Origin of the sequence: Bradyrhizobium sp. I71, assembly GCF_022354745.1 — a bacterium.
GTDB classification, from domain to species: domain Bacteria; phylum Pseudomonadota; class Alphaproteobacteria; order Rhizobiales; family Xanthobacteraceae; genus Bradyrhizobium; species Bradyrhizobium liaoningense.
This window is the reverse complement of the sequence record NZ_CP059398.1, coordinates 5,670,794-5,687,330: the sequence shown is the minus strand read 5'-3', so window position 1 is coordinate 5,687,330 and position 16,537 is coordinate 5,670,794. Positions and strand designations below refer to the sequence as shown.

16 protein-coding genes are annotated in these 16,537 nt (G+C 65.4%); 4 read left to right on the top strand and 12 right to left on the bottom strand.

The features are described from left to right. Positions 1-180 precede the first annotated feature (180 nt). Positions 181-1,596: a glycogen synthase GlgA gene (gene glgA, locus FJV43_RS27390; RefSeq protein WP_239622134.1), complete on the top strand. Its 1,416-nt coding sequence runs from the start codon at positions 181-183 to the stop codon at positions 1,594-1,596. A 127-nt stretch (positions 1,597-1,723) separates the two neighbouring features. On the opposite strand, the gene FJV43_RS27385 is transcribed toward glgA, so the two are convergent. Beyond that, the gene (locus FJV43_RS27385; protein WP_239622133.1) at positions 1,724-2,674 is read right to left on the bottom strand and encodes an oxygenase MpaB family protein; all 951 of its coding nucleotides are present in this window, start codon (positions 2,672-2,674) and stop codon (positions 1,724-1,726) included. 77 nt (positions 2,675-2,751) lie between these two features. Next, positions 2,752-3,888 carry a patatin-like phospholipase family protein gene (locus tag FJV43_RS27380; RefSeq protein ID WP_239622132.1) on the bottom strand — a complete coding sequence of 379 codons (1,137 nt, stop codon included), beginning with the start codon at positions 3,886-3,888 and terminating at the stop codon, positions 2,752-2,754. 200 nt (positions 3,889-4,088) lie between these two features. Here FJV43_RS27380 and FJV43_RS27375 point away from each other — a divergent pair, with 200 nt between their 5' ends. Further along, the gene (locus FJV43_RS27375; protein ID WP_239622131.1) at positions 4,089-4,976 is read left to right on the top strand and encodes a LysR family transcriptional regulator; all 888 of its coding nucleotides are present in this window, start codon (positions 4,089-4,091) and stop codon (positions 4,974-4,976) included. A gap of 258 nt (positions 4,977-5,234) precedes the next feature. Here the strand turns inward: FJV43_RS27375 and FJV43_RS27370 are convergent, their stop codons facing one another. Together FJV43_RS27370 and FJV43_RS27365 are read right to left on the bottom strand one after the other, a co-directional pair. Further along, complete coding sequence (locus FJV43_RS27370) at positions 5,235-5,951, bottom strand: peroxiredoxin-like family protein (protein WP_239622130.1); 717 nt, start codon at positions 5,949-5,951, stop codon at positions 5,235-5,237. 84 nt (positions 5,952-6,035) lie between these two features. After that, positions 6,036-6,320, bottom strand: coding sequence for a hypothetical protein (locus FJV43_RS27365; protein ID WP_239622129.1), 285 nt, complete (start codon positions 6,318-6,320; stop codon positions 6,036-6,038). Positions 6,321-6,558: 238 nt separating this feature from the next. On the opposite strand from FJV43_RS27365, the gene FJV43_RS27360 reads away from it, so the two are divergent. Together FJV43_RS27360 and FJV43_RS27355 are read left to right on the top strand one after the other, a co-directional pair. Continuing rightward, positions 6,559-7,041, top strand: a complete 483-nt coding sequence (locus tag FJV43_RS27360; protein ID WP_061878265.1) for a cupin domain-containing protein — start codon at positions 6,559-6,561, stop codon at positions 7,039-7,041. 100 nt (positions 7,042-7,141) lie between these two features. Further along, entirely contained in the window at positions 7,142-8,344 is a 1,203-nt protein-coding gene (locus FJV43_RS27355) for an MFS transporter (RefSeq protein WP_239622128.1), read from the top strand. On the opposite strand, the gene ccoS is transcribed toward FJV43_RS27355, so the two are convergent. The 8 genes from ccoS to ccoN all read right to left on the bottom strand — a co-directional run bounded on the left by ccoS (position 8,341) and on the right by ccoN (position 16,252). Beyond that, positions 8,341-8,508 carry a cbb3-type cytochrome oxidase assembly protein CcoS gene (ccoS, locus tag FJV43_RS27350; protein ID WP_061878267.1) on the bottom strand — a complete coding sequence of 56 codons (168 nt, stop codon included), beginning with the start codon at positions 8,506-8,508 and terminating at the stop codon, positions 8,341-8,343. The two genes, FJV43_RS27355 and ccoS, sit on opposite strands and share 4 nt — an antisense overlap. Continuing rightward, on the bottom strand, positions 8,508-10,697 hold the full coding sequence (locus FJV43_RS27345) for a cation-translocating P-type ATPase (protein ID WP_239622127.1): 2,190 nt from the start codon (positions 10,695-10,697) through the stop codon (positions 8,508-8,510). Before FJV43_RS27345 ends, ccoS begins: the two co-directional genes overlap by 1 nt. An 11-nt stretch (positions 10,698-10,708) precedes the next feature. Then, positions 10,709-11,194, bottom strand: coding sequence for a FixH family protein (locus FJV43_RS27340; protein ID WP_239622126.1), 486 nt, complete (start codon positions 11,192-11,194; stop codon positions 10,709-10,711). Between the two features lie 16 nt (positions 11,195-11,210). Beyond that, complete coding sequence (ccoG, locus tag FJV43_RS27335; protein WP_239622125.1) at positions 11,211-12,677, bottom strand: cytochrome c oxidase accessory protein CcoG; 1,467 nt, start codon at positions 12,675-12,677, stop codon at positions 11,211-11,213. Positions 12,678-12,795: 118 nt separating this feature from the next. After that, positions 12,796-13,671 (bottom strand): cytochrome-c oxidase, cbb3-type subunit III, encoded by an 876-nt coding sequence (gene ccoP, locus FJV43_RS27330; RefSeq protein ID WP_239622124.1) that lies wholly within the window; start codon positions 13,669-13,671, stop codon positions 12,796-12,798. A 6-nt stretch (positions 13,672-13,677) separates the two neighbouring features. Beyond that, positions 13,678-13,842, bottom strand: a complete 165-nt coding sequence (locus tag FJV43_RS27325) for a cbb3-type cytochrome c oxidase subunit 3 (RefSeq protein ID WP_028179361.1) — start codon at positions 13,840-13,842, stop codon at positions 13,678-13,680. A 13-nt stretch (positions 13,843-13,855) separates the two neighbouring features. Continuing rightward, positions 13,856-14,590: a cytochrome-c oxidase, cbb3-type subunit II gene (gene ccoO, locus FJV43_RS27320; protein WP_239622123.1), complete on the bottom strand. Its 735-nt coding sequence runs from the start codon at positions 14,588-14,590 to the stop codon at positions 13,856-13,858. Positions 14,591-14,602: 12 nt separating this feature from the next. Next, positions 14,603-16,252, bottom strand: a complete 1,650-nt coding sequence (gene ccoN, locus FJV43_RS27315; RefSeq protein ID WP_239622122.1) for a cytochrome-c oxidase, cbb3-type subunit I — start codon at positions 16,250-16,252, stop codon at positions 14,603-14,605. Positions 16,253-16,537: the final 285 nt, after the last annotated feature.

Genomic DNA, 16,537 nt, shown 5'->3' with positions numbered 1-16,537 from the left:
CTTGGGTCTCTTAGGAACCAACGAAGTGCTTTGTTGTTGATGCGGCGACCCTAGAGGGCGGCGGCCGAGTAGGAAAGTGGTTACCGCACGGACGCGTCGCGTGGGCGGGCTTGGGAATTCCAGGACAACTGGACCCGTTCTTGCATAGCAGCAAGCGGGATCGGAAGAGGGCAGCTGTTCTTGAGGGTCTTGTTCGTCACCACTGAGATGGATGACTTCATCCGCGTTGGCGGACTGGGCGCCGTTTCCGCCGCTCTTCCCCGTGCGCTTCGCTCCTTCGCCGATATCCGGATCATGCTGCCCGGCTATCGCGACATCATCGAGCAACTCACTCATATTCAGATCGTTGGCCGCTGCCCTGCATTCGCGGAGATGCCGGCCTGCTCGCTCGGCCGGGCCGCGACCAAGGACGGCCTGCCGGTCTATGTGCTGTTGTGCTCACAGCTCTACGACCGGCCAGGCAATCCCTATGGCGACGAGGCCGGACGCGACTGGCCCGACAACGACATCCGCTTCGCGCGCTTTGCCTCCGCGGCGGCTGAGCTCGCCATGGGCAAGCTGGACAAGAATTGGGCAGCGGACCTGATCCATGCCAATGACTGGCCGGCCTCGCTCGTGCCGGCGTACCTTGCCTGGCGCGGCGCCAAGCTGCCGTCGATCCTGACCATTCACAACCTCGCCTATCAGGGCCTCTTCCCGAAGGACTCGCTGCGGCGGATCGGCGCACCGGAGAGCTCCTTCCACATCGACGGCGTCGAGTTCTACGACCAGGTCTCCTTCCTCAAGGCCGGGCTGGTCTACGCCTCGCACCTCACCACCGTCAGCGGCACCTACGCGCGGGAGATCACCACGGCCGAATTCGGCTGCGGCCTCGAAGGCCTGCTTCGCCTGCGCTCGGATGCGGCCGAGCTCACCGGCATCCTCAACGGCATCGACGAGAGCTGGGACCCGCGCTCCTGCGCCCAGCTCGCCCAGCAGTTCAGCGCCGGCGACTGGGTCGGCAAGAGGGCCAATGCGGATTACGTGCGCAAGCAGTTCGGGCTTGCGGTCTCGCGCGGCCCGATGTTCGGCATCGTCGCGCGGCTCGTGCACCAGAAGGGCATCGACCTCGTGCTGTCGGCGGCAGACGAGATCGTCGACGCCGGCGGGCAGATCGTGGTCACCGGCTCCGGCGAGCCGGCGCTCGAGCAGGCCCTGATCGACGCGCATCGCCGCCGCCCCGACGCCATCGGGGTCGCGATCGGCTTCAACGACGCCCAGGCTCGCCGCATCTTCGCCGGCAGCGACTTCACGCTGATGCCGTCGCGCTTCGAGCCGTGCGGCCTCAGCCAGATGTACGCCCAGCGCTTCGGCTCGCTGCCGATCGGGCACCAGACCGGCGGCCTCGCCGAGACCATCACCGACGGCGAGACCGGCTTCCTGTTCTCGCGGCCCTCGCGCGAATCTTTCCTCGGCGGCGTCCGTCGGGCCTTCTCGGCCTTCATGGCGCACGACCAGCTCGATACCATGCGCCGCAGCGCCATGGGACGATCGTTCTCCTGGAGCATCTCGGCCGGCAGCTACAGCGCACTGTACCGGAAGCTGGCGTCGGTGTGACGCGAACGTCTCCCCGTACTCCGTCATTGCGAGCGAGCAATCCAGACTGTCTCCGCGAAGGGGGTCTGGATGGCTTCGTCGCTAACGCTCCTCGCGATGACGATGCTTGTGGCAGCAGCGGAGATCTTCACCCCTTCCCGCGCAGGTCCATCTGCGGCCGTCCGATCCAGGCGCGGTTGAGACAGCGGGTCATCCAGTCGGGCTGCGTCTCGCCCCGCAGCCGCGCCTGCGCCTCCTGGTAGGGGCCGACATAGCGCAGCCTATCGGGCAATCCCGGATAGACGCGCCTGATCCATCGCAGTGCGTTGTCGGCGGACCGGATCTCGCGCGCGTCAAGCTCGAAACCAAAGCCGGCGCGCAAGCGCTCTGGCAGCATTCTTGCCGTGAGCGCGCGATACCATCGCGGTGGCCGCAACCAGGGTCGCGCACCCGTGAAGATCTGCGTGGCGATTTCGCGTGCCGCCGTGCTGACAGTCAGCGTGTCCGACTGCGCCATCGCCGCGGTGTAGTCGGCGAAGCCGGCCCAGTCCGCGGGCAGGTCATCCGCCGTCAGGCCGAACAGGGCACCGAACATCCGGCTCTCGGCCCAGTAGCGCTCGCGCTCTTCCGCGGAGAGCGGTGCCAGAACGAGGTCATGCGCCATCAACGCGGTCTCGACCAGCGTGGCGTGGACCCAGCGCAGCGACGGAACGTCATTGGCGCAGTAGCGCGAGCCTGCCCCGAACGGGCCGACGGTCTCGGGCATCTCGCCGACGATCATGCCGTGGCGCCGGTGCAGCTGCCGCGACGACAGTAGCGCCCGGTCGAGCGAGCCGAACACCATGGCGAAGACGATGCCAAAGGTGCGATGGAAGCGCCCGATCGGATCGGCAAACGTCTTGGAATGCTCGGCGATCGCAGCAGCGACCCAGGGGTGGGCCAGCTGCAGCAACAGCGCGCGGCCCGCGCCGAGAAAGATCACGGCCTCGCGGTCGATCCGCCAGGTGACGGTGTCGGGGCCGAACACGCCGGCAACCGATCCCGCCGCATGAGCGCGGACCTGATCGAGGGACAGTTCCAGATCGCTCCCGGACACCAATTGCGATAACTTTCGACTGCGGGCCAATACCGACGATCGCAAGGCCTGTGGCAATTCGATGAAAAGGGACGCCGCCCCTACTCCGCCGCCATCGGCATCTCGTCCACATGCTCGTGCAGCACCACGCCGGCGAGCGGATCGAACTCGCCGATCCACGGCTTGCGCGCCAGCACGGCCTTCGTGTGGGCATAGCCGGCATGCCACCGCCGCGTGATCCCGGACGGACTGAAATCGATGTCCTTGGTATGCGTCTCGCGCTCGAGCTGCGGCGCCAGCAGCCGCACCACATGCATGCGGGTCGGGCAACCGTAGCTCGTCAGCTCACGCACGGCGGGGTCGTTGCGCTCGCTCTCGGGTAGCCGCGCCGCAAGCTGGTTGATCACATGGCGCAGGCGATGGGCCTGCTGCTGTCGCACGATCTGGCTCGCGATGCGGCTGGAATATTGCACGTCCTTGTGCCGGTTCAGCACCTCCGCCATCGTGGTCGGCTCGGGCCCGACGGGATTCCACAGATGCACGGAGAAGATCAGCGAATCCTTGCGTGGATTGTCGTCGAACACCGCTTCCGTCGGCGTGTTCGACAGGATGCCTCCGTCCCAATAGAGCTCACCGTCGATGCGCACGGCCGGGAAAGCCGGCGGCAGCGCGCCCGAAGCCATTACATGCTTCACCGTCAGCTCGCCGTCGCGGCTGTCGAAATAGCGCATTTCGCTGGTGCCGACATGAGCCGCACCGACCGTCAGGCGCGGCGCGCAGCGATTGGCCAGGTCGAAATCGACGAGCTCGCTGAGCGTCTTCTCCAGCGGAGCGGTCGAATAATAGCCGGCGTGATCGGCCCCCAGCGGAAAGGAATCTCCGGCATGCGCCAGCGGATTGGGCCGGAAGAAGCCTGGAATGCCGTGGGTGACGGTCGACCAATAGGCCAGCTTTTCGTTGAAGCCGGGAAATCCGGCGCGCCAGTCCCAGACCGGCTGCTGCTCCATCCGCTTCCAGAACGCCCTCAAGCGCGCGAGCCGTTGCTCCGGCGCGTTGCCCGCGATCAGGCTCGCATTGATGGCGCCGATCGAGGTGCCGATCACCCAGTCCGGCTCTATGCCGGCCTCGTGCAGCGCCTGGTAAACGCCCGCCTGGTACGAGCCGAGCGCGCCGCCGCCCTGGAGCACCAGCACGACCTGACCCGGAATATCCGCACCTGTGCCCTTGATGCCGTTCATGCTACGCTCCTGGTGAGCCTGCACCGGTCGAATTTCGTCGGACGCGGCGGTGTTGTTTCGCGCTATCATTCTAAGAGATCGCGGGGTCTTTTGGAATGCCGGTTGGCTTCCGAGTCCATACGTCCGCGCTATCGTGCCGAGCGTGTCATTTCGCGCCCCAATCGGCTAGATTTGAAGCCGATCCTGCTGGGAGCCGATCCATGGAAATGCACCAGGTCCGCTATTTCCTCGCGGTGGCGCAGCTCTTGAATTTCACGCGCGCGGCCGAGGAGTGCAACGTCACGCAGCCGTCGCTGACGCGCGCGATCAAACAGCTCGAGGCCGAGCTCGGCGGCGACCTGTTCCGCCGCGAACGGCCGGCGGCGCAATTGACCGAGCTCGGTCAACGCATGCATCCGCTTCTGAAGCAGTGCTATGACGCCGCCGCCGGCGCACGTTCGCTCGCCTCCTCGTTCAAGAGCGGCGAGATCGGTGCACTCCGCATTGCGCTGACGCATTCGATCGACCTCGCCCTGCTCATTCCGCATCTCAACGAGATCAGGCGGCAGTTCAACCGGCTCGAATTCCGCTTCCTGCGCGGCTCGAACCGGGAGGTCGGCGATTTCCTGAAGAAGGGCGAAGCCGAGCTCGGCATCGCCGCGGAGATCGACGAGGCCTGGGAGCGGCTCGACGTATGGCCGCTGTTCACCGAGAATTTCGAGCTCGTGGTCGGCGGCGGACACCGCCTGGCCGGCCGCGCCAGCGTCGATCTGGACGATTTGCGATCCGAGCAGCTGCTGAGCCGAACCTTCTGCGAGCACTCGCGCCGCATCTCCGCGAGCCTGCGCGAACACGGCATCGACATCGAGCATGGCCATGAGGTCTCGAACGAGCGCGATCTGATCGAGCTGGTCGAGGCCGACATGGGCGTCGCCATGGTGCCGCACACCTCGCCCGTGCCGGAGCGGCTGACCCGCGCCGCAGTCGCAGGGCTGGACGCCCGCCGTACCGTCAATCTGTATGGGGTCGCGGGCCGGCAACGCACGGCCGTAGGCAATGCCGTGATGCGCATGCTGCGCGGCGCCGATTGGCGGGAGATCGCGGGGTAGCCGGGGAAGCATTCTCGCACCAGGCGAGATGCGCATTGCTGCGCCCTCGCCCCTTGTGGGAGAGGGCAGCGACGCTACCAGAAGCGGACTCACTTGGGTGAGGGGTATATCTCCACGGACATCAGCATATGGGACGAGATACCCCTCATCCAGCGCCATAGCCGAAGCTTCGCTTCGGCGTTCTTGAGAACGGCGGCCGAAGGCCGCCTAGGCCACCTTCTCCCACAAGGTCCCACAAGGGGAGAAGGGAAGAGAAGCTCAGCGCTCCCGGCTCGCGCCCTCCAGCGCTTCGATCAGATCGTCGATCTCCATGCGCTTGCGAAAATCCGGGTCGACGAAGCGGGCTTTCACGATGCCGTCCCGTCCGACCACGAACACGGCCGGGATCGGCAGCATCCAGCCGTCATTGCCGTGGAATTTCGCCATGTCCTGATAGGACAGCAGTTGCTGAATCTCGGTGCCGAGCCAGATCGCGAGATTGAGCGACAGCGCGTAGCCGTTGTCGAGATCGGTCAGGATCGGAAACGGCGCGCCGGATTCGGCCTTGAGCTGTCCGGTATATTCCTGCGTCTCCGGCATGATCGCGACGACCTGCGCTCCCATCGCCTTGATGCGGTCCAGCGCCTGGACCACGGCGCGGACATTGAGCCGGCAATAGGGACACCAATGGCCGCGGAAGAACATCACGGCGAGCGGGCCGCACGCCAGCAGCGCGGGCAGCGCGACGAGACGCCCGCCCTCGTCGGGCAGCATGAACGGCGGCATTGCATCGCCCGGGCGCGGCGCCGTCGCGCCACCGCCGTTTCCGTCCAATCGCGCCACCAGCCGATCGACCGCCTCGCCATAGGCCGGGAAGACTTCGCGGCTCGCATCGGCATAGGCGCGGAGCTGCTCGTTCAGGGTACCGTCCATGTCGCGGCAGCGCTGGAAGGCGAGCCTGAGTTGTTCGGCGTCGGCTGGCGAGAGAGATGTCATCTTTCTGCTCCGGCATTCCCTGGGGCGAATAGTAGTTTCCCGGTTCGGCCGCCCGCAAGGGGCGGCCGCGCTGCCAGGATCGGTTCAGTTCACGTAGAAGTTGCCGGTGGGATCGAGCCGCCCCGAGGCAGAGTACAGCGTCCCGTTGTCCATGAAGAAGACCGTGTTGTCGGGTACCTTCTTCGCGTGCTTCATCATGGTCTCGTGGTTCTTCTCCGCCGGCGCCATCGCCATCGCCGACATCTTGCCGGGCCCGCCATAGACATAGGCCATGCCGGCCTTGAAATCCCAGGCGGCCTCCGAGAGGGCCGATGTGGCGATGACAGCAAACGCGGCCGTGGCGATCAGGGTCTTGGACAGTCTTGTCATGGGATGCTCCTCCGGATTGACGTGAACGCCCGCCAATCGGGCGCCTTGCCATCGAACGGTGGAAGCCGCGCGAGCGGAAATGCCGATCCACAATCGGTTCGATAGCCGCCGCCTATCGGCATAGCGCTGCGCTATCGCACCGAGAGCGAAAGGGCATTTCAGGACGGGCCGTGGCTCGAAGAAACTCCTGCCACAGCCGGCGACCAGCGAGGTTGCGGCCAACACAGGAGACCTCCCCATGTTCACGAGCCACGCTCTGTCGCGCCTGACCTGGCCAGGCCTTGCAATCGTCGGCGCGCTGACCCTCTCGGCGCAGCCGGTAGTCGCCGGCGAATGTCCAGCCGGCAAGATCAAGCCGAACGCACAGCAGATGGTCGACCACAAACCCGTCGGCGTTACCGACGTCACGCTCGGCGCGATCGACCTCGGCAAGCAGCCGGCGCATATCGAAGGCCGCGAGCTGCGCTTCCGCAAGCTGACCATCGCGCCCGGCGGCATCGTGCCCTGGCACAGCCATGACGATCGCCCCGCCCTGATCTTCGTGCAGCAGGGCGAGATCGTCGAATACGCTTCCAACTGCGTCGATCCGATCGTGCACAAGGCCGGCGACATCCGCCCCGAAGTCTACGGCACCTCGCATTGGTGGAAGAATCTCGGCAAGGAGACTGTCATCCTCTACGTCGGCGACGTCCGCAAGGATCCCAACGACCATCACATGTAACGAGCGCCCCAGCCCCAGCACTCGTTACCGGGTGTGGCGCCCGGGATCCCCCATGCCGCCGGCGTGCCGGGCGCCACATTCCCCGCAGGAAAATCAGGCCATGACCGATCTTTCCGCTCCCATCAAACAGGACGTGATAACGAACGAGACACATTCCCCTGGTCTCGCGCTTCGCTCGCTCGTGATCGGCCTCACCGCCTTCCTGACCGTCGTCGATCTCTTCGCGACGCAGGCGATCCTGCCCTCGCTGACGCGGCACTACGGCGTCACTCCCGCAGCGATGGGCTTTGCCGTCAATGCCAGCACCTTCGGCATGGCGGTCGCCGGCCTCATCGTCGGCTTCTTCAGCCCGCATATCGACCGGCGGACCGGCATCCTGCTCAGCCTGACGCTTCTTGCGATTCCCACCAGCCTGCTGGCGTCCGCGCCAGATCTTGTCGTCTTCACCGCCTTGCGGGTCGCGCAGGGCCTGTGCATGGCGTCCGCTTTCGCACTCACCCTCGCCCACCTCGGCGAGCAATGCAGCGCCACGGATGCCGGCAGCGCGTTTGCCGCCTACATCACGGGCAATGTCGCCAGCAATCTCGTCGGCCGGCTGGTCTCGGCGGCGGTTGCCGATGGCCTCGGCCTTGCCTGGAACTTCTACTTCTTCGCAGGGCTCAATCTTGCCGGCGCGTTGCTGGTCCATTTCACCATCCAGCGCGTGCGGCCGATGCATGCCATGATGCCGGCGGCTTCGCCCTTCTCCGCCACCATCGCGCATTGGCGCGATCGGCGGCTGCGCGCCGCTTTCGGCATCGGCTTCTGCATCCTGTTCGCCTTCATCGGCACCTTCACCTTCGTCAATTTCGTTCTGGTCCGGCCGCCGCTGTCGCTCGGCATGATGGATTTGGGTCTCGTCTATCTGGTCTTCCTGCCGTCCGTCGTCACGACGCTTCTCGCCGGCAAGGCGGCCGCGCGGCTGGGAACGCGGCCCACGATCTGGAGCGCGCTCGCTGTCGCCGGGCTGGGCCTGCCCTTGATGCTGGCGCCGCATCTGGACGCGGTGCTCGCCGGCATGGTTCTGGTCGGCGTCGGCACATTCTTCGCGCAGGCCGCCGCGACGGGCTTCGTCGGACAGGCCGCAACCGACAACCGCGGCATCGCCAGCGGGACTTATCTTGCGTGTTATTTCTGCGGCGGGCTCGTCGGCACGGCCGTGCTCGGCCGGCTGTTCGATGCTTTCGGCTGGCAGGCCTGCGTCGCCGGTGTGGGCGTGGCGCTCGTGCTGGCGGCTTTGCTCACCTTCGACCTGAAGCGCTAACGCTCGACCGGGGCCTCCTGCGGCGGCTCGTCGTCGGCGATGGCGCGCCAGGCGGCACCGTCGAGATCGTCGTACTGGCCGCTGCGCAGCGACCAGAGGAAGGCGACAAGACCGGCACCTCCGAGCATCAAGGCCAGCGGCACCAGGATGACCAGGATCTCCATCACACGATCTCCCGCGAGGTGCTGCGGGCACGCAGCGAATTCAACATGACCAGGATCGAGGATCCGCTCATGGCCGCTGCCGCGATCAGGGGCGTCACGATGCCGCTGATCGCGACCGGAACGGCAAGCACGTTGTAGCCGATCGCAAGCCAGAGGTTCTGCCGCATCAGGTGCAGCGCCTTGCGCGAAGCATCGATCGCGGCGACCACGGGGGCGAGCGGCCGGCCGAGGAAGACGAGATCGGCGGTGGCTTGGCTGAGATGCGCGGCCGAGATCGGCGACATCGAGACATGGGCAGCCGCCAATGACGGCGCATCGTTCATGCCGTCGCCGACCATCAGCACCTTGGCGCCGCGCTGCTTCAGCTCCTCGATCCGCGCGATCTTGTCGGCCGGCGTGACGCCGGCGCGCCACTCGGGAATGGCGAGCGCATGCGCCGCCGCCTTCACTGCCGGCTCGCGGTCGCCGGACAGGATCTCGATGCCGATGTTGCGCGCCTTCAGCGCCGCGACCACGGCCTGCGCATCCGGACGCAGGCCCTGGCGTACCGAGAGGACGAATTTCTCGCTGCCCTTGCTGAAGGCGACGACGGAGGCTTCGGGATCGAGCGTGGCGCCGCCGAGCAGCGCCTCGGCACCGCAGTAGGACGGACGGCCGAGGCGAAGCTCGACGCCGTCCACGGTCGCGCGGACGCCCTGCCCGGGCTCCTCGACCGCGCCGACGATCGGAGACTTCGCATCGGCGGCCTGAGCGACGGCGGCGGCGACCGGATGATGGCTCGACAGCGCGAGCCGGCCGGCGAGTTCGAAGATGTCGGCGGGGATGTCGGCCGCATTCATCACTTCGAGATCGGGCAGCGTCAGCGTGCCGGTCTTGTCGAAGATGACATGGTCGGCTTCCGCCAGCCGCTCGATCGCGTCGCCGGAATTCAGCAGCACCCCGGACTTGAACATCGCGCCGGAGGCGATCGTCTGCACGGTCGGAATGGCAAGGCCCAGCGCACAAGGGCAGGTAATGATCAGGACGGCAACACCGGTCACGATCGCATCATGCCAGCTCGCGCCGGCGATGACCCAGCCGAGAATGGTCAGAAGCGCGGTCGCATGCACCACCGGTGCGTACAGCCGCGAGGCGCGGTCGGCGAGCCGCATGTAGCGCGAACGGGCCTGCAGCGCATTGTCCAACAGCCGCGTGATCTCGGCGAGCAGCGTCGCCTCCGAGGCGGCCGAGACCCGCACCCGCAACGTGCCCGAGATGTTCATCGATCCCGCATAGACCGGCGTGCCCTGCTCCGCCGTGACATAGAGCGTCTCGCCGGTGATCAGGCTCTGGTCGATCTCGGAACGCCCCTCGATCACGGTGCCGTCGACCGCGCAGCGCTCGCCCGGCCGCAGCAGCACGATGTCGCCGGGGTGGATGGCAGCCACCGGCACTTGCGAGATTTCGCCGGGGCCCACGAACTTCGCAGCCGTCTCCGCCTTCAGCGCCGCGAGATTGCCGGCAACTGCGCGGGTCCGCCGCCGCATGTTCTGGTCGAGGAAGCGGCCGACCAGCAGGAAGGTCAGCAGCATGATTGCCGCATCGAAATAGGCATGCTCGGCGTGATTGATGGTCTCGACCACGGACATGCCGAGCGCCAGGATCACGCCGATGGAGATCGGCACGTCCATGTTGGTGGTCTTCGCGGACAGCGCGCGCCAGGCCGAGCGGAAGAACGGCTGGCCGGCATAGGCCGCCGCCGGCAGCGCGATCAGCGCCGACAGCCAGTGGAAGAAGTCGCGCTGCTCGGGCAGCATGTCCGAGACGTTGCCCGACCACACCGGGATCGACAGCATCATCACGTTCATGGTGGCGAATGCCGCGACGCCGAGGCACCGCAGCAGGAAACGCGATTCGGCGACCTCGGCCTCCTCAGCGCTTTCGGTCTCGAACGGATAGGCCTTGTAGCCGAGCTCCTCGAGTCGATCGATGAAACGGCCGGGATCGAGCGTGCCCGCCTTCCATTCCAGCGCGACGCGGCGGTCGGTGAGGTTCACGCGTGCCAGCGTGACGTCGGGGATGGCGGACAGGCCGCGTTCGATCTTGGCCATGCACCCGGCGCAGTGAACGCCTTCGACCGCGAGATCGATGTGCTGGATGCCCTCACCCGCGCTTCGGACGTAGTGCGAGAAATCCCGCGTGACGTGCATGACGAAATCCTTCAGTTCAGGATCACGCGGTTGCGCGACAGGAACACGCGTGTTCCCCGCGCCTCGCCTTCGATCACCAGGTCCCATTGGCCCGGCGCGACGGACGCGGCACTGCCGCGATAGAGACCGATGCCGGATTCGGTGAGCTCGACGGCGAGATCGGCACGCTTGTCGGTCGGCCGCTCCAGCCGGCCGCCGAACTTGAGCCCGGAGATCGGCTGGCCGCCGGCATTGCGGGCTTCGACCTGGACCGAGGCGCCGCCGTCGCTGCGGCGCTCGATATGGGCGTTGACCTTCCATTTGCGCGCGGCCTGGTCCTGCGCCGCCGAGATCTCGCGGTCATAGACGAGGCCCGCGGCGTAGGGGCTGTCGACGTCGGTGCCGGGCAGCGTCGCGATCGCGAGCTTCATCATGGTCCCGTTGACGCCGATCACGACGCCGAAGAAAGCGACCAGCATCAGCAAGACCTTGGTTCCGGTCAGAGGCTTGGAAGCCATGGCAGTCTCCTGATCCTTAGGGCGAGACGAAATTATCGGTGGCGGACGCGACGACGCCGAGCCCGATGTCCGTGACGTGGAAGCGGACCGGAATCGACTTCTCCGGGTTGTTGTCGGCCGGCGCGGTGACGAGAAGGCGGAGCTCGCTCGTCGAGTCGCGCGGGATCACGATCATCGGCCGATCCGGGGTCACCGAATCGACGCCGACGACGTGAACGGTCGAATTGACCGGCCCGTCAGCGTCGATCGCGATGACGCGGTCATAGCCGCTCTTGTTGAGCAGCCGCACCGTGTAGGCGTTGCGGATCGAGCCGTCGCTGAGCTTGACCGCGACCGGATTGCGGTCGTGCAGCACGTTGACGTCGAGCAGGCTGCGGGTCGCGAGCGTGTAGATCATGATGCCGCCGACCGCTGCGATGATCGCGCTGTAGGCGACGGTGCGGGCGCGGACGATGCGATAGATCGGCGCCTTGCCTTCCTGGCGGCGGTGGATGTTGATGTCGTTGTCGTAGCCGATCAGGCGCTTCGGCCGGCCGATCTTCGCCATCACGTTGTCGCAGGCGTCGATGCAGAGCCCGCACTGGATGCATTCGAGCTGCGGTCCGTTGCGGATGTCGATGCCGGTCGGGCAGACCGCGACGCATTGGTAGCAGTCGACGCAGTCGCCGACCTGCTGGCCTAGCGCGCGCAGCTCGGCGGCCTTCTTCACCGAGGTGCGCTTCTCGCCGCGGTCGTAGCGATAGGTGACGTTGAGCGCCCATTCATCCGTGAGCGCGGCCTGAATGCGCGGCCACGGGCACATATAGGTACAGACCTGCTCGCGCATGAAGCCGGCGAGGACGTAGGTCGTCGCGGTGAGAATGCCGATCCAGATATAGGCGATCATCGGCGCCTGGAAGGTGACGAGCTCCTTCACCAGGGTAGGCGCGTCGCTGAAATAGAGCACCCAGGCGCCGCCGGTCCACCAGGCGATCATGATCCAGATCGAATGCTTGAGCACGATCTCGGAGATGCGCTCGAGCTTCAGCGGATCGGACGATTTGTCCTTCTTCATCCGCTCGCGCCGGTCCCCCTCGACCAGACGTTCGACGGCGTAGAACAGGTCGGTCCACACCGTCTGCGGGCAGAGATAGCCGCACCAGATGCGGCCGCCGACCGAGTTCATCAGGAACAGCGCCACCGCGGCCACGATCAACAGGCCGGTGAAGTAGTAGACCTCCTGCGGCCACAGCTCGATGAAGAAGAAATAGAAGCGGCTGTTGGGAAGATCGATCAGCACCGCCTGGCTGGGGGCGCCGAGGCCGCGATTCCACCGTACGAACGGCAGGAAATAGTAGACGCCGAGGCAGATCGCCATCAGGGTCCATTTGATCCGGCGAAACGTGCCCGAGACACTCTGCGGGTAGACCTTCTTGCGGGCCGCATAGAGCGGCCCGCTGTCGTCCGCTGGCTTGAGTTCGTTCGGATTGACGGCCTTGTTCATCGCTGAATCTTTCAAGAGGTGCGATTAAACCTAGACCCGGCGCCGGCAAGGCCCTTGATCCAACGCAAACGGGGGCGCTTTTCTTCGCCCCCGCCTGAAGTCGTCGGTCGCGGATCGGCTATTTGCCGCCGCCGAGCGAGTGGACATAGACCGCCATCGCCTTGATGGTGGCGGGATCGAGCCGACCTTCCCAGGCTGGCATCACGCCGGCGCGCCCCTGGCTGATGGTCTCGATCAGGCTCGCCTCGTCGGAGCCGTAGAGCCAGATCTTGTCGGTCAGGTTCGGTGCGCCGAGTTCCAGGTTGCCCTTGCCGGCATCGCCGTGACAGGCGGCGCAATTCTCCGCAAAGATCTTCTGGCCCTTGGCGGCGTCGTAGCCGTTGCGGGTGGAAAGACCCGACAGCGACCGCACGTAATTGGCGACCGTGACGATCTCGTCGCCCTTCAGCACGCCGTCCTTGCCGAAGGCGAGCATCTGGCCCTCATGCGTCTTGGCATGGCCGGACCGTGCGCCGAACTGGATGGTCTGCATGATCTGGTCGAGCGTGCCGCCCCACAGCCAGTCGTCGTCGTTCAGGTTGGGATAACCCTTGGCGCCGGCGGCGCCGGAGCCGTGACACGGCGCGCAATTGTCGCCGAACACGGTTTTGCCCTTGGCGCGGGCGAGCGCCAGCAGAGCCGGGTCCTTCTCGATGTCGGCGAGCGAGGCCGCACCCAGCGCGACCATCTTGTCACCGCGGATCTTCTCGAGGTTGGCGAGTTCGACTGCGACGTCGGCGCGCGAGGAGTAGCCGAACACGCCGGTGGTGTTGCTGGAGATCAGCGGCCAGGCCGGATAGACGATCCAGTAGCCGATCGCCCAGACGATGGTGAGATAGAAGGTGATCACCCACCAGCGCGGCAGCGGCGTGTTGAGCTCCTTGATGCCATCCCACTCGTGTCCGGTCGTGGACTTGCCGGAGACGGAATCGATGTCGCTAGAATGATCGGTCATGGTTCTTTACTCCTCCCGCAACGGCAGGTGCGCCGCTTTGTCGAACACAGCCTTGTTACGGGGCCAGAATGCGTAGGCGACGATCGCGAGAAAGATCGCGACGAACACCGGTGTCCAGATCGTCGTCACGAGATCTGACGCAAGATTATGGACGGTCAGGATGGCTTTCATCGTTCATGCCTTCTCAGCGAAGATTGGCTTTCTCGTTGTAGATCTTGAAGTCGACCAGCGTGCCGAGCATCTGCAGGTACGCGATCAGCGCGTCCATCTCCGTCGGCGTGCCGGTCTTGCCGTCGAAGTTGCGCACGACGGCCTTGGCGTAGCGCTTGCCGAAGGCATCGGTGCCGGCGTTGTCCGGATCGGCCTGGGCCTTCAGGTCGGCGGCGGCATTGGCAATCTGCTCGTCGCTGTAGGGGACGCCGACCGTCCTGAGCGTGCGCATGTCGCCGGCGATCGCATCCGGGTCGATCTCGGCCCTGCTAAGGAACGGATAGCCCGGCATCACCGACTGCGGCACGATCGCGCGCGGGTTGGTCAGGTGGGTCACGTGCCAGTCGTCGGAGTATTTGGCGCCGACGCGGGCAAGGTCCGGACCGGTGCGCTTGGAGCCCCACTGGAACGGATGGTCGAACATGCTCTCCGCGGCGAGCGAGAAGTGGCCGTAGCGCTCGACCTCGTCGCGCAAGGGCCGGACCATCTGCGAATGGCAGAGATAGCAGCCCTCGCGGACATAGACGTTGCGTCCGGCGAGTTCCAGCGGCGTGTAGGGCCTGACCCCGTCGACCTTCTCGATCGTGCTCTTGAGGTAGAACAGCGGCGTGATCTCGACGAGTCCGCCGATCGCGATCACCAGCAGGATGCCGACGATCAGGATGATCGAGTTCTTTTCGAAGATTTGGTGGCGTGTCCAGAACGACATTTCTTTAGCTCCTCATTCCGCCGGCTGAAGAGCGACGGGCATCTGGACTTCCGCCTCGCCGACGCGAACCGTCATCCAGAGATTGTAGGCCATGATCAGCGCGCCGATCAGGAACAGCCCGCCGCCGGCGGCGCGGATGATGTAGAAGGGATGCATCGCCTCGACGGTCTCGATGAAGGAATATTCGAGGAAGCCGAGCGAGGTGTAGGCGCGCCACATCAGGCCCTGGAGGATGCCGGACACCCACATCGCCGAGATGTAGAGAACGATGCCGAGGGTCGCGATCCAGAAGTGCCAGTTGACGAGCTTCAGGCTGTAGAGGCCCTTGCGATTCCAGGCCCACGGCACCAGGCAGTAGAGTGCGCCGAAAGAGACGAAGCCGACCCAGCCGAGCGCGCCGGAGTGCACGTGACCGATGGTCCAGTCGGTGTAGTGGCTGAGCGAGTTGACCACCTTGATCGACATCATCGGGCCTTCGAAGGTCGACATGCCGTAGAAGGCGACGGAGACCACGAGCATGCGCAGCACGGGATCGGTGCGCAGCTTGTCCCAGGCGCCCGACAGCGTCATCAGGCCGTTGATCATGCCGCCCCAGGAGGGCATCCACAGCATGATCGAGAAGGTCATGCCCAGCGTCTGCGTCCAGTCCGGCAGCGCCGTGTAGTGCAGATGGTGCGGGCCGGCCCAGATGTAGAGGAAGATCAGCGCCCAGAAGTGGATGATCGAGAGCCGGTAGGAATAGATCGGCCGCTCGGCCCGCTTCGGGATGAAGTAGTACATGATGGCGAGGAAGCCGGCGGTCAGGAAGAAGCCGACCGCGTTGTGGCCGTACCACCACTGGAACATGGCGTCCTGGATGCCGCCCCAGGCGACGTAGGACTTCGAGCCGAACACCGAGACGGGGAGCGCCGGGTTGTTGCCGAGATGCAGGACCGCGATCGTCACGATGAAGGCGAGATAGAACCAGTTCGCGACGAAGATGTGCGGCTCCTTGCGCTTGAAGATGGTGGCAAGGAAGACCAGCAGGTAGGCGACCCAGACGATGGTCAGCCACAAATCGGCGTACCATTCCGGCTCGGCATATTCCTTCGACTGGGTGACGCCGAGCAGATAGCCCGTGCCGGCGACCAGAATGAAGAAGTTGTAGCCCAGCACGACGAACCACGGCGCGAGGTCGCCGGCGAGGCGCGCGCGGCAGGACTTCTGCACCACGTAGAAGGAGGTCGCGATCAAGACGTTGCCGCCGAAGGCGAAGATCACGGCCGAGGTGTGCAGCGGCCGCAGACGACCGAAGCTGATCCAGGGCAGATCGAAGTTCAGTGCGGGCCAGGCCAGCTGCGAGGCGATGATGAGGCCGACGAGGAATCCGGCGATGCCCCAGAACATCGCCATGAAGGCGGAGAACTTGATCGGCCCCATGTTGTAGTTCGGGCGGCCGTTGATTTCCTGGGGCGGCAACGCCGCCGGCCGTTCGAAGTAGCGGTTGACGATGAAGAACACCGCAGCCAGGCTCGCCGCCGCGCTAAGCGCGGCGTGAAAGGCAAAGGGCGCGTCGAGCGCCTTGGCCGAGGCGATCACGCAAAGAAAAGCGGTGACTGCGAACACGACAGCCAAGCCGCTTTCACCGATGGTCATGGATTTGGGGATGGAGGGCTGGCTCATGCGGATTCTCTCTGAAAGAACACAACGCCAGAAATCACATTCACCCTCTCGGGGAATTGATTGAAATCAAGCTGGCCTTGGAGGCGAGCCGTAGCGGACAAATATTTTCTGGGTTCCTCCGTATTTTTTCGGTGCGGCTAGTTGAAATGCCCTCTCCCCTTGTGGGAGAGGGCAGCAAGGACAACGCGGCAAACTCGCTTGAATGAGGGGTTGGTGCAGCGGGGAACGGTGTCTGTGTGGAGAGATACCCCTCATCCGGCGCCATAGCCGATGCGAAGCATCGGC

Coding starts and splice junctions, on each gene's coding strand:
- FJV43_RS27360 (WP_061878265.1), top strand. CDS start 6,559: ATGTTCACGAGCCACGCTCTGTCGCGCCTGACCTGGCCAGGCCTTGCA.
- ccoO (WP_239622123.1), bottom strand. CDS start 14,590: ATGTCGTTCTGGACACGCCACCAAATCTTCGAAAAGAACTCGATCATC.
- FJV43_RS27345 (WP_239622127.1), bottom strand. CDS start 10,697: ATGCACGTCACGCGGGATTTCTCGCACTACGTCCGAAGCGCGGGTGAG.
- FJV43_RS27325 (WP_028179361.1), bottom strand. CDS start 13,842: ATGAAAGCCATCCTGACCGTCCATAATCTTGCGTCAGATCTCGTGACG.
- ccoG (WP_239622125.1), bottom strand. CDS start 12,677: ATGAACAAGGCCGTCAATCCGAACGAACTCAAGCCAGCGGACGACAGC.
- FJV43_RS27380 (WP_239622132.1), bottom strand. CDS start 3,888: ATGAACGGCATCAAGGGCACAGGTGCGGATATTCCGGGTCAGGTCGTG.
- ccoS (WP_061878267.1), bottom strand. CDS start 8,508: ATGGAGATCCTGGTCATCCTGGTGCCGCTGGCCTTGATGCTCGGAGGT.
- FJV43_RS27370 (WP_239622130.1), bottom strand. CDS start 5,951: ATGACATCTCTCTCGCCAGCCGACGCCGAACAACTCAGGCTCGCCTTC.
- ccoN (WP_239622122.1), bottom strand. CDS start 16,252: ATGAGCCAGCCCTCCATCCCCAAATCCATGACCATCGGTGAAAGCGGC.
- ccoP (WP_239622124.1), bottom strand. CDS start 13,671: ATGACCGATCATTCTAGCGACATCGATTCCGTCTCCGGCAAGTCCACG.
- FJV43_RS27375 (WP_239622131.1), top strand. CDS start 4,089: ATGGAAATGCACCAGGTCCGCTATTTCCTCGCGGTGGCGCAGCTCTTG.
- FJV43_RS27340 (WP_239622126.1), bottom strand. CDS start 11,194: ATGGCTTCCAAGCCTCTGACCGGAACCAAGGTCTTGCTGATGCTGGTC.
- FJV43_RS27355 (WP_239622128.1), top strand. CDS start 7,142: ATGACCGATCTTTCCGCTCCCATCAAACAGGACGTGATAACGAACGAG.
- FJV43_RS27365 (WP_239622129.1), bottom strand. CDS start 6,320: ATGACAAGACTGTCCAAGACCCTGATCGCCACGGCCGCGTTTGCTGTC.